Origin of the sequence: Actinospica durhamensis (assembly GCF_018139695.1) — a bacterium.
In the GTDB taxonomy this organism is placed as follows: Bacteria; Actinomycetota; Actinomycetes; order Streptomycetales; family Catenulisporaceae; genus Actinospica; species Actinospica durhamensis.
This window is the reverse complement of sequence record NZ_JAGSOG010000081.1, coordinates 1-12,579: the sequence shown is the minus strand read 5'-3', so window position 1 is coordinate 12,579 and position 12,579 is coordinate 1. Positions and strand designations below refer to the sequence as shown.

Genomic DNA, 12,579 nt, shown 5'->3' with positions numbered 1-12,579 from the left:
CTACTCGGAGAGCTTTCCGAGCGTCCGGCTCAGCCAACCGGCGACGGCCTGGGCTCCGACGACATGTGAGTCCGCCGCCGACGGCTCCTTGGCTTCGGCGGGCTTGGCAGCTTTGGCCGTCTCGGCGGCCTTCGCGGCCTTGGCGTTCTCGGCGGCTTTGGCGGCCTTGGCGGCCGTCGCAGTGGTCTGCGCGGCACGGGCCTTGCGGACCGCGACCATGACCGAGGAGGTCATGGCGTCCCACCACTCCTTGGCCCCGGCGCCGAAGCGGATCGTGAGCAGTTCGGCCGGCGGGGCGTCGTCCTCCGGCGAGGAGTCGGGAAGGTAGTGGATGGTGAACTGCCCCTGGGTCGGCTCCAGGTGCACCGTCACACCGCTGATCGATTTCGCGTCCAGCACGATCGGGCTGGCGCTCTGCTCGCCGAGATCGTGCGTGACCGTGATGGTCTGGCCGTCGATTGCGACGCTGCCGTCATGGCCCGTCAGTTTGAACCCCATGATCCCCCCAACTCCGCACCCGAGGGTGCGCGCGATGATGTCGCTCCATCGCCATGATGCTCCCGGCGCGCGGATTGAGAAAGTGAAATCAGAACCCGGATCATCGACCGTGGTTGGATCGAGCCATGGATACAATGCGTGGCCTCGTCCTCCCCGCAGAACTCGACACCTACCTGGCCGAACTCGACCGCGTACTTCCGGCCGCCGCCGTCGCGGGCGTCTACCTGGTCGGTTCCACCGCCCTCGGCGACTACCGTCCGGGAATGAGCGACCTCGACATCCTGACGCTGACGCAGCGCCACCTGTCCGACGACGAACTCGAGGCGCTGGACGGGATGCACCGCAGACTGGAGAAGGGCACACAACCGCACCTCGACGCCGAGTACCTTCCGTGCGAGTCGCTGGGGCGGCAGCACGAGGAGGGCTCCCCTGGGCACGCGCACGTGGTCGAGGGCCAGTTCCACCGGGGTGGGCACGGACAGGAACTGATCGTGTGGGCGACCCTGGATCAGCGGGGCATCACGCTGCGCGGCCCCGAGGCGGCGTCGTGGAACGCGGCGCCGGACGCCGATGCGTTGCGCGCGTGGAACCTCGAGAATCTGGAGGTGTACTGGCGGGCCGGCTTCGGGCAGCGCGCTCGCGAGGTACTCCAGGAGCGTGATCCGGACTCCGAGCTCTCAGCCACGTGGGCGATCTGGACCGCGACCGGACCCGGTCGACTGCATCACACGATCGCCACCGGGGAGATCATCTCGAAGACCGCGGCGGCGGACTACGCGGCGGAACTCTTCCCGGCCTACGCGCCGATCCTGGCGCGGGCCAAGGCCAGCCGCCTCGGCGACGAGTCCGCGAGCTTCGTTGCTCGCGACGGACTCGCGCTCACCGACCCCGTCGACGAGATCTGCGACGACGCGGCTAATCGCGCGGCTCGACCGCGGTGAGCGTTGGCTCCTGGTCGGCCAGGAGCGGGAAGTAGCCGAAGAACACAACTCCCTCATCCGTTGCGTCGAACCGCGCGATGACGGTGTCGGCGGGCTCGTAGAAGACGTCGCCGACGCGGAGCAGCGACTCGGGTTCACCCTTGATCTGATAGACGACCGAGCCCTCGACGATGTTCCCGAACACGGGCCCGTTGTGTACGTGCGGTCCGGCCGCGACGCCGGGCCCCATCGTGATGCGGCGCACCTGCATGCGACCGGTGGCGAGCGCGGGATCGAGCGGAACGTCCAGCACGATCGCGCGACTGACGGCAGGTTGCTGATTCTCCATGCTCAAGAACTGTAGACGAATGGACTGACAGCTGCGCGGACGACGGCGCGGCGGAGTGGTTTGCCTCGGCTTCGTCTTACGGCCTCAGTGCGATGCCAGCGCAATCGCGAGGAGCACACGCAGCAGCGGCAGTGCGGCCTGCGGCCACAGCGAGATCTCGTCGAGCAACACCGCCACCAGCCATTGCGACGTATCCGGCGCGGTCGCCCCGGCCGAGAGCGCGGACGTGTAACCCGCGGCGGCCAGGAACTCCGGCGAGATGCCGAGGTCGCCGGAGACCCAGTTCGAGTCCTGACCCACGGCCTGGGTGACCAGGCCCGCGCCGCGCAGCTGTTCGGCGATCCGCGGAATCGGCTCGATCAACTGCGGCGGCGACGTCGGCAGCACCTCCGCGCCACCCGCGTCCGCCGACGCCGAACCGGTGCCGCTGTCCGCAGGCGTGTGCAGCCCCGACTCGGACGCCGCCCGGTACACCGCCGAGCGCTCCTGGTAGAGCGCGCCGCGCGGAGTCTCACGCCGGTAGACGTACCAGGAGGCCGCGTCGAGACCGCGCGCGACCTGGTCGGTCACCAACTCGACGCGATCGCTGATGGTCGCGCCCGGAGCCAGCTTGTCGAGCCCCGCGAGCGCCTGCCCGAGCAGCGCCTCGACCTGTGCCGACGCGCGGCCCCGACTGACCGGCACCGGCACGCCGCGCTGCTGCTGCGGAAGCTCCGGGTCCGGCGGCTGACCGCGCCCGGCCACGACCGGGGAGAGCGAGCGGGACCGCTTGGCCCGATACTGCGCGGCGTCGGCGAGGCGGAAGAGCCCGTCTCGGGTCGCCACCCGCCCGATCGGATCGCCCGTGGAGGCGACGCCGCAGGACATGCCCTCCCCGCCGCGCACGGTCAGTGCACGTAGACACAGCTCCTCGGCCGCGGCCACCGCGTCGTCCGCGGTGTAGCCCTCGATCAGCAGGCAGAACTCGTCGCCGCCCAGCCGCGCGGCCAGGGAGCGCGGAAGCCGTGACGCGGCGGCCGAGACGCACGAGCCGAGCTCGACGAGCAGCGCGTCGCCGTGGTCGTGACCGTGCTGGTCGTTGATCCGCTTGAGCCCGTTGCCGTCGCACAGCACGAGGGAGACGACGGTGCCGTCCGAGTTGTGCCGGTCCATGGCGGCATCGAGCCGGGTGTCGAAGGCGCGACGGTTGGCCAGCCCCGTGAGCTGATCCGTCAGCGCAAGCCGCTCGATTCGCTCCAACTGCCCGGCACGCGCGAGTCCGGCCGCGATCTGCGCGGAGAGCGTCTCGGCGTATTCGAGGTCGGCTTCGGTATAGAGGGGCTGTCCCGTGACACGCGCGGCATACAGCTCGCCCCAGGCCCGCCCCCCGAACACGATCGGCGCGATCAGGGCACAAGACCGCCCACGCCGCCGCAGCAGGTCGACGCGCTTGGGATCGCCGCTGCCGGTCTCGGCGAGCTGAACCCAGGGACCGAGGTCGTCCTCGCTCAGCAGCACGGTCGGGAAGTCGGAGACGGGATACGTCTCGTTATGCGGATGCGGAGTCTCGTCGGGCGCGAGGCTGCCGAAGTTGACCAGCACGCGCAGAAGCCCGGTCTCCCGCTCCCACACCGACACCGAAACGACGTCCGCGCCCAGCACCCGATGCGCCTCCGCCGCAGCGGTGCCGACGACGTCGGTCGTAGCCTGCGCGCCGGACAGCAGCTTGGTGAACCGCGCCAACGCCCGCAGCCGCGCCGCATCGGTGTCCGGCAGCGATGAAGCGACGACGGCAGGAAGATTCGGCCGAGCCGGCGGAAAGACGAGCGGCCGGGCTTGGTGCGGCACCAGAGCCCGCTCTTGGCCGTACGTCTTCTCCCCGGGCGGCAGGGCGTCTGCGGGAGCTGGAGCCGACGTCGGGGTCGATGTCGGGGCCGTAGTCGGAGGTGAAGCCGGCGGCGGCTCTGACAGCGGCTGCGGCGCCGGCTGCGGAGGGGGAATGTCCGGCAGCCCCGGAACACCGGGCGGCAGATAAGAGCCCTGCGATCCCAGGCCGTTGGCCTGCCGCGCGAACAGGCCACTCCCCTGCGGTGCATTCGCCGCCAGATGCGGCGGATTAGGCCCGTACGTGGCACTCGCATGCTGGGCAGCGTGCGGAAGACGCTGCGGAAGCCGCTCAGGAGGCGATGACGGAGACACCGGGGAAGCATGCGAGCCCTGCGGCACAGGGGGATTATCCGAAGATTGCGGAGAATTCAACCTTTGCGTGCTCTGCGACGTTTGAGAGGTAGAAGGAACGTTCGAAGCCTCAGTCGCATAAGGAGTGTACGAACCATGGGAACCATCGAAGCGCGAGGAATCGTTCGGCTCGACCGCTGCCGGCGGCGTCGGCGCGGTCCGCGCCTCGAACGGATTGAACGGGGTCGAGGACCGGGCCTGACCGCGCAGATCCTGAGTTGGCTGCTGGTCACGCTGGGCTGGCTGACGAGGCGGCGGGTACGGGATCCGGCCAGGCTGCTGGTTATACAAAGGCAGGTGTCGGCGCGGACCCTGAGGCAGTGGCTGCAGCACACCGTGCTGTGGCTGTTCCGGCAGCGGCCCCTGCGGAAGCAGCGATTGCGCCGGTTCATGCGACCCCTGAGCAGCTCCCTGCCCATCCGAAACCGCCACCTGAGGCGACCCGTGTGGTGTCTGAGCAGACCCCTGCTCACCCATGCCCGGCGCCAGCGCGGGGTCGGCAGGAGCCTGGCCGAACCGCTGCTCACCCGAGCGCTGCTCACCCGCCCGCGACGGCAACGCCGGGCCGGCCGAAATCTGCGTAAAACGCTGCTCACTATCGCCCGGCGGCAAAGCCGGTCCGCTCGAACCCTGAACGAACCGCGGCCCGCTCACACCCAGTGGTGGCGCAGCAGGTTCGGTCGAGATCTGAGTAAAACGCTGCTCACTCTCGCTAGGAGGCAGAGCAGGTCCACCAGACCCCTGAACGAACCGCTGCTCACCCACACCCGGTGGCAGAGCCGATTCGCCCGAGATCTGAGTAGATCGCTGTTCACCCTCACTCGGCGGCAAAGCCGGTTCAGGTGGGACCTGACTGAATCGCTGGTCGTCCAGAGCCGCCGGCCACGAGAACTCCTGCAAGCTCTGAGCGAGCTCTCGGTCATCCAACGCCTGCGGTTCGGAGAATTCTCGATGGGGCTCTGGGTGCCGTCGGTCATCCGAAGCCGACGGTTGAGGCAGTCCGTAGGAGATGTCGGCAAGACGCGGGCTATCCGGAGCCGGTGGCTGAGAGGGCTCCTGCTGGGCCGGGCCGGGCCATGGTTCAGGTCGAAGCAGCGGCTGCAACGGCAGCTGCGGGTACTGCGGTTGCTGCGGACTCTGAGGCTGGTAGGCGTGATGTGTGTGCGAGGTCGGCGGCGGCAGTGGCGGTGGCGTGGCCGGCGAGCCCGGCAGGACCGGCACCCCAGGTGCCTCCTGCCCACCCGCCGGCACGGGTCTGTCGAACTGCCACGGACCGCCCCAGACCATTCCGGTGTCGTGCCGAGCCGGGCGATACGAGCCGGATCCGCTGTCCTGCGGCGAGTCGTACTGACCGGCATCGCGCGACCCTGCTTCCCGCACGCCGGACTCGCCCTGCCCCCACGCCCCAGGTTGGGCCTGCCCTTGCGCCCCAGCAGCCTGAACGTGCCCCGGCACGCCGAACTGGCCTTGGCCAGGCGCCCCGAACTGACCCTGCTGCTGCACCCCAGACTGCCCGTACCCAGACACGCCGGACTGGTCCTGCTGCGCCCCAGATTGCCCGTACCCCGGCACACCAGACTGGTCCTGCTGCTGCGCCCCAGACTGGCCGTACCCTGGCACACCGGACTGACCCTGCCCCGACGCCCCAAGCCGACTCTGCGGATGCACCCCAGATCGAGCGTCTCCCGCCACACCGGACTGACCCTGCTGCTGCGCGCCAGATTGCCCGTACCCCAACAGGCCGGATTGGCCTTGCCCGGACGCGTCCGTCTGACTCTGCTGATGCACCCCCGATTGAGCGTGCCCGGTCACACCGGGCTGGCCCTGCTGCTGCACCCCAGACTGGCCGTACCCTGGCACACCGGACTGGCCCTGTCGCGGCCCACCAAGCTGACTTTGCTGTTGCGCCCCAGACTGAGCGTGCCCGGTCACACCGGGCTGGCCCTGCTGCTGCACCCCAGGCTGCCCGTACCCCGGCACACCGGGCTGGCCCTGCCCCGCCGCACCGGACTGGCCCTGCCGTTGTACGTGCCCTGGCACACCAGGCTGGTCGGGCTGCTGCACCCCGGACTGCCCGTACCCCGGCACACCGGACTGGCCCTGTCGCGGCGCCCCGAACTGGCCCGACTGCTGCACCCCAGATTGCGCGTACCCCGGCACGCCGGATTGGCCTTGCCCCGCCGCCCCGAACTGGCCCTGCTGACTCTGCTGATGCACTCCGGACTGAACGTGTCCCGGCACACCCGGCTGACCCTGTTGTTGCACCCCAGATTGCCCGTACCCCGACACGCCGGGTTGCCCCTGCCCCAGCGCGCCCAGCTGACCCTGCCCCGGCACACCAGATTGGACCTGCTGTTGCGCCCCCGGCTGCACGTATCCCGGCACACCGGGTTGCCCCTGTCCCGGCACACCGAACTGACCTTGCCCCGACGCCCCGAGTCGACCCTGCTGTTGCATCCCAGATTGAACGTGCCCTGGCACACCAGACTGGGATTGGAATTGCCCCGGCACACCGGACGGGCCCTGCTGTTGCGCCCCCGGTTGAACCTGCCCCGACATACCGGCCACACCGGGTTGGACCTGGCTCGGCGTCCAACGCCCGGGCTCGTACTGGCCGCCTTCCCTCAGGCCCGCGCCCCACTGCGGGGCCGGGGTGCCCTGCCCGGCGTCGCGCGGTCCTGCGCCCTGCCACTGGGCGCCACTCGGTGGTGCCTCAGGCGGGCCTGTGTCGGGGTTTCGGTCGTGCGTGCTTGCCTCGCGCTGGTTGGCGTCGCGATCGGCGGTGGCGTCGGGGCCGGGTATCCGCCCGGAACGATCGGGCTGAGGGATGCCCTGATCACCCCGACGACCCGAGGCGCCGCCCCGGCGCTCGGCGTGACCGCGGCCCGACCGCTTCAACCGCCTGCCCCTGCTTTCCGCTCCCGGCCACCACCGGTCGCGCTGGGTCCTTGCGTCCCGCGCGCCGCCGGGCGTTGCCCGGGCGCGCCTCACGCCACAACTCGGGCTTCGCGTAGCCCGGGCGCGGCACACGTCCTCATTTTGCGCGTCCACTGCGGAACGCTCACGTCACTGCGAGTGTGAGCTCTGTTACACCTACGATACGGCACCGTCTACTGTGATCGTCAGCCGCCCCACAATTACGGGGAGCGACCGGCTTTCGGCGACGACACCGCACGATCGGCGGTCCAACAGGTTGAGCAGTCGGCGACCGACCGGTCCCGCAACCCTCTCCCGCAGCCTCGGATGTGGGCCGGTGCACCGTCCGCCGCAGTGGCGTGCGGGGCACCGATCCGAGGCGGCCGTCGACCCGATCCGCCCAGCCTCACTCGGCTGCGGACGCCGCCCGCGCCACCGCCGTGAAGCGGGTTCGGGCGACGCGATTGACGAGGTCGGCGGACAGGATGGCCAGAACGGCCCGGGCAGCCCGGGCCGGCCATGGCATCCGGATTCGGGCCAGAGCCCGGATCCAGATCTGGATCGGGATCCGGACCGACCGCGAACGGGGTCAGGCGTGCTGGGCGCTGGCTGCCGGGTCACCGGATATCAGCGTGCTGATCTCACGCTGGGTCTCCTCGACACGCGGAATGTCGTTGAGCAGCACCTGGCCGTGCTCGCCGGCGGACTCGACGACGAGGGTGCCGCAGCCGAGCATGCGGTCGAGGATCGAGTCGTGACGGAAGGAGACGTCGTTGATCTTCTCGAGCGGCAGGTCGCGGCCGACGCGGTGGATGAAGCCGAGGCGGATGATCAGGCGGCGGTTGGTCACCACGTAGTTGCTGAACAGCCAGTGCATCCAGGGTCGGACGGTGAAGTAGATGAGGACAGCGAGCGCCACCACACCGATGGCTATCCAGCTCACCTCGCCTGAGGTCTTGCTCGGGCTCGGCGCGATCGTGAGCAGGAAGCCCGCCGCACCGCACGTGATCAGGAGCGTGATGACCGGCAGCACCAGCGCCTTCCAGTGCGGGCGCAGCTCGAGGTCGATGCGCTCGCCCTCGCTCAGAAGTCGAGTCGGATAACCCATGTGTGATTCCTCTCCCCCTCGAGTCGTTTCGACCCCAGGTGACCATGGCTATGGGGATACGTACGAGCCCCATCCTGACATGGCCGACCGTGAAATATCCATGGCCCTTCTTATGATCTGATGATCAGTTAGCATCCTCCGGTCGCAGGTGGACCACGTCTCCAGCCCCGACCGCGACCTCGCCTTGATCACTTGTGGTCACCAACAGTGCACCCGCGGCATCGAGGCCGGTGGCGACGCCGATGACGTCGTCGTGTCCGGGCAGTTCGGCGCGTACGCGGCGGCCGATCGTGGCGCAGGCGTCGCGGTAGGCGTCCGCGAGGCCGGCGGCGTGGGCGTCGCCGCCCGCATCGGACCATCGGCCGTACCACGTGCCGAACGAGCGCAGCAACGAGCGCAGCAGCGGGTCGCGGTCGGTGGACTCGGCTCCGGCCAAGGCCAGCGAACTCGCTTGCGGGACCGGCAGCTCCTGCTCACGCAGGGTCACGTTCAGGCCGATTCCGGCGACGATCGCGTCTTCGCCCGGGATCGTCTCGCACAGGATCCCGCCGAGCTTGCGGTCCTGCTGCTCCCCTTCGGCGACGACGAGATCGTTAGGCCATTTGAGCGCGATCTCGAGCTTGGCGGTACGCGCCACGGCCTCGCGCGCGGCGACGCCCGCCAACAGCGGGAGCCAGGTCCAGGCGCCCAGCGGCACCTCGGGGCGCAGCAGGATCGAGACGAACAGTCCGGAGCGTGGCGGGGCGGTCCACGTGCGGCCGAGTCGGCCGCGGCCGGCCGTCTGTTCCTCGGCCACGACCACACTCGCGTGCGGCGCGCCGTCCTTGGCCGCCGCGACGAGCGCGGTGTTGGTGGACTCGACGGTCGGCAGCACGCGCAGCGCGGAGACGAAGCCGTCCGGCACCATCAGCGCACGTTGCAGACTTCGTTCGTCCAACGGGGGCCGGTCGAGATCGTTGTAGGCAGACACCATGCGTCGAGCCTACGACGGCAGGATAGATTGGCGGGGAAGGCGCTGTTCGTTTCTCGAGGGAACCCTCGAGGGCAACCCCGGGAGTCTCAGCCAGCCATGACCGACAACATCGACATCCACACGACCGCGGGCAAGCTCGCCGAGCTGCGTGCGCGTCTCGACGAGGCGGTACACGCCGGTTCCGCGCGAGCGGTGGAGAAGCAGCACGCCAAGGGCAAACTGACCGCGCGCGAGCGGATCGAGCTGCTGCTGGACGAGGGCACCTTCCAGGAACTGGACGAGCTCACTCGGCATCGCAGCACCAACTTCGGCATCGAGCGCAACCGGCCTTACACGGACGGCGTGATCACCGGCTACGGCACGGTCGACGGCCGCGCGGTCTGCGTGTTCTCGCAGGACTTCACCATCTACGGCGGCTCGCTCGGCGAGGTCAACGGCGAGAAGATCTGCAAGGTCATGGACCTCGCGATGAAGATCGGCTGCCCGCTCGTCGGCATCAACGACGGTGGCGGCGCGCGGATCCAGGAAGGCGTGGTCGCGCTCGGCGCCTTCGCCGACATCTTCAAGCGCAACGTGCACGCCTCGGGCGTGATCCCGCAGATCTCGCTGATCATGGGCCCGGCGGCCGGCGGCGCGGTCTACTCCCCCGCCCTGACCGACTTCGTGGTCATGGTCGACCAGACCTCGCACATGTTCATCACCGGCCCCGACGTGATCAAGACCGTCACCGGTGAGGACGTGGGCTTCGAGGAGCTCGGCGGCGCGCACACGCACAACACCAAGTCCGGCAACGCGCACTACCAGGCCTCGGACGAGAAGGACGCGATCGAGTACGTCAAGGCTCTGCTGTCGTACCTGCCGCAGAACAACCTCGAGGACGCGCCGGTCTTCGACGCCGACATCGACTTCGAGCCGGACCCCGAGCTCAACACGCTGATCCCGGACTCGGCCAACCAGCCGTACGACATGCACACCGTGATCGAGCACGTGCTCGACGAGGGTGACTTCCTCGAGGTCCAGCCGCTGTTCGCGCCGAACATCGTGGTCGGCTTCGGCCGGGTCGAGGGCCGCAGCGTGGGCGTGGTGGCGAACCAGCCGATGCAGTTCGCCGGCACCCTGGACATCGACGCCTCGGAGAAGGCCGCGCGCTTCATCCGCACCTGCGACGCGTTCAACGTCCCGGTCCTCACGTTCGTGGACGTGCCCGGCTTCCTGCCCGGCACCGACCAGGAGTGGAACGGCATCATCCGGCGCGGCGCCAAGCTGCTCTACGCCTACGCCGAGGCCACGGTCCCGCTGGTCACGGTCATCACGCGCAAGGCCTACGGCGGCGCGTACGACGTCATGGGGTCCAAGAACCTGGGCGCGGACATCAACGTGGCCTGGCCGACCGCGCAGATCGCGGTCATGGGCGCGCAGGGCGCCGTCAACATCCTGGGCCGCAAGGAGCTCGCCGAGGCCGAGGACGTGGAGGCCAAGCGCGCCGAGCTCATCGCCGAGTACGAGGACACGCTGCTCAACCCGTACATCGCGGCCGAACGCGGCTACGTCGACTCGGTGATCGAGCCGGCCCACACGCGCGCCTTCGTCGCCCGCGCCCTACGCACGCTGCGCACCAAGCGCGCCACCCTGCCGCCGAAGAAGCACGGAAACATCCCGCTGTGACGAGGACGCGCGGACGGACACCTGCCGGGGCCGAGGCTGCGGCAGGTGATCGGGCACGCGTGATCGGTGCGGCTGGTGGGGTTCGAGGGTTTCGGGCAGGTCGAGGATTCCGAGCGGAAGGGGCGTCCAGATGAGCGCCGAGGTGACCGGGGACGCGGGCGTGGCCGGAGTGTCGGCGCTGCGGGTGGTGGCCGGGCAACCGACCGACGAGGAGCTCGCCGCGCTGATCGTGGTGCTCGCGGCCCGATCGGGATCGGGAGCGGGCGCCGGTGTGGATGACGCGGAGACGTCGAGTCCGGTGTCGGCGTGGACGGACCGTGCTCGATATGTGCGGGCGGGACGTTGGGGGTTCGGCGCGTACACCGGCTGGCGCGCGTCGGCGCTGCCGCGCTGAGTAGATCGCCCACCAGCATCGGGGCCAGGCCAGTAGCACCGTGCAGTACAGCAACATGTAGTACAGGCAGTACAGCAGCATTGATTCACCCGAAGCAGCAACATCGATTCACGCAGTGCAGCAGCATCGATTGAACCGAACTGGCATCGCCCCATCCGCGAAGGAGCCGCTGTGCGTTTCATCCTCGCTTCTCAGTCCCCGGCAAGGCTCGCTGTGCTGCGCGCAGCGGGATTGGAGCCGGAGCAGATCGTCAGCGGGGTGGACGAGGACGCCTTCCGGGCCGACTCGCCCGCGGAACTCGCGCTTCAGCTGGCCATCGCGAAGGCGCAGACGGTGGCGGCGCACGCGGGGGCGGGGGCTGTGGTCGTCGGGTGCGACTCGGTGCTCGACTTCGACGGCGAGGCGCTCGGCAAGCCTGCTGATGTGGACGACGCGCGGCAGCGGTGGCGGCGGATGCGGGGGAAGGACGGTGTCCTGGTGACGGGGCACTGTGTGGTGGACACGCGCGGCGGTGCGGACCCTGATGCGTGGCGGGTCGCCATCGACGTCAATCCGACCATGGTGCGCTTCGTGGACGTCTCGGATGAGGAACTCGAGGCGTACCTGGCCAGCGGTGAGCCGATGCACGTCGCGGGCGCGTTCACGTTGGATGGGCTGGGCGGCTGGTTCGTCGAGTCGATCGTGGGCGATCCGTCGAACGTCGTGGGGATCTCGCTGCCGTTGCTTCGCCGACTGCTGAACGAGGTCGGGGTGAGCGTGACGGAGCTTTGGCGGGAGCACCACTCCTAAGCTCCCAAGTTCCTAAGGCCCAAAGCTCCCAAGGGCGTAGAGGTGAACGCTGCAGGCCCGTTGCTGAGGTGACGCAGCACCCCTGCCGCGGTGCTGAGGTGACGCAGCGACTCCCGGTGAGGCAACAATTCCCAGTGCGGAGTGCGAGTGTGACGTGGTAGGCCCTCAGTCTCGTGGTGACGACGTGACGGGCCCGCGGTCGCGTGGTGGCGTCGCGAGCCCTCAGCCCTGTGGTGACATGAGGACGTGGCGGGCTTTCAGTCCCATGGTGACGTGAGGACGTGGCAGGCCCTCAGCCCTGTGGCGACGTGGTGAAGTGGCGGGCCTTCAATCCCATGGTGACGTAGCGACGTGACGGGCCCTCAGCCCCGCGGCCCGGTGGCGACGTAACGGCCCCGGGCCCCACAATGACGCAGCGCAGCCGCGCGGCGCGATCGGCAGGGCCATTCCAGGTATCTGACGGGACGGCAGCTACTCCGGCGGAGTGATGTGATCACACCGGTGGGTCGTGCCGGTCTCGATCTGACTACCGGTCACGTACAGTCGCTGCGTGACTGCGCCCGCCGATCCTCGTCCTACCGCCTGGTCGCGGCGCACTGTTTTACGCTCGCTGGCGCTGCCCGCTCTGCCGATTCCGTTGCTCGCTCTCGACGCTTGCGGGGGCGGCGATTCCTCAGTTCATTCCTTGCCCTCCGCTCCTGGGGACGCGGCGCACGCTGCGGGCGGGGCCGACGGGGCCGGCGCGGGGGC

General features: G+C 69.5%; 9 protein-coding genes. 4 read left to right on the top strand and 5 right to left on the bottom strand.

Features of this window, described 5'->3' with window-relative positions:
* Positions 1 to 498, bottom strand: coding sequence for a hypothetical protein (locus KDL01_RS17420; protein ID WP_212529572.1), 498 nt, complete (start codon positions 496 to 498; stop codon positions 1 to 3).
* Positions 499 to 623: 125 nt separating this feature from the next.
* On the opposite strand from KDL01_RS17420, the gene KDL01_RS17415 reads away from it, so the two are divergent.
* Positions 624 to 1,439, top strand: coding sequence for a nucleotidyltransferase domain-containing protein (locus KDL01_RS17415; RefSeq protein ID WP_212529571.1), 816 nt, complete (start codon positions 624 to 626; stop codon positions 1,437 to 1,439).
* On the opposite strand, the gene KDL01_RS17410 is transcribed toward KDL01_RS17415, so the two are convergent.
* From KDL01_RS17410 to KDL01_RS17395, 4 genes are all read right to left on the bottom strand, one after another.
* On the bottom strand, positions 1,414 to 1,767 hold the full coding sequence (locus tag KDL01_RS17410) for a cupin domain-containing protein (protein ID WP_212529570.1): 354 nt from the start codon (positions 1,765 to 1,767) through the stop codon (positions 1,414 to 1,416). The genes KDL01_RS17415 and KDL01_RS17410 overlap by 26 nt on opposite strands.
* A gap of 84 nt (positions 1,768 to 1,851) precedes the next feature.
* On the bottom strand, positions 1,852 to 3,489 hold the full coding sequence (locus KDL01_RS17405; protein ID WP_212529569.1) for a GGDEF domain-containing protein: 1,638 nt from the start codon (positions 3,487 to 3,489) through the stop codon (positions 1,852 to 1,854).
* Between the two features lie 4,000 nt (positions 3,490 to 7,489).
* Positions 7,490 to 8,008, bottom strand: a complete 519-nt coding sequence (locus KDL01_RS17400; RefSeq protein WP_212529568.1) for a PH domain-containing protein — start codon at positions 8,006 to 8,008, stop codon at positions 7,490 to 7,492.
* A gap of 124 nt (positions 8,009 to 8,132) precedes the next feature.
* Complete coding sequence (locus KDL01_RS17395) at positions 8,133 to 8,981, bottom strand: biotin--[acetyl-CoA-carboxylase] ligase (RefSeq protein ID WP_212529567.1); 849 nt, start codon at positions 8,979 to 8,981, stop codon at positions 8,133 to 8,135.
* 96 nt (positions 8,982 to 9,077) lie between these two features.
* Between KDL01_RS17395 and KDL01_RS17390 the strand changes: the two genes are divergently transcribed.
* From KDL01_RS17390 to KDL01_RS17380, 3 genes are all read left to right on the top strand, one after another.
* Positions 9,078 to 10,646, top strand: a complete 1,569-nt coding sequence (locus tag KDL01_RS17390) for an acyl-CoA carboxylase subunit beta (protein ID WP_212529566.1) — start codon at positions 9,078 to 9,080, stop codon at positions 10,644 to 10,646.
* 130 nt (positions 10,647 to 10,776) lie between these two features.
* Entirely contained in the window at positions 10,777 to 11,040 is a 264-nt protein-coding gene (locus KDL01_RS17385) for an acyl-CoA carboxylase subunit epsilon (protein ID WP_212529565.1), read from the top strand.
* Between the two features lie 180 nt (positions 11,041 to 11,220).
* Positions 11,221 to 11,829 carry a Maf family protein gene (locus tag KDL01_RS17380; RefSeq protein WP_368861588.1) on the top strand — a complete coding sequence of 203 codons (609 nt, stop codon included), beginning with the start codon at positions 11,221 to 11,223 and terminating at the stop codon, positions 11,827 to 11,829.
* Positions 11,830 to 12,579: the final 750 nt, after the last annotated feature.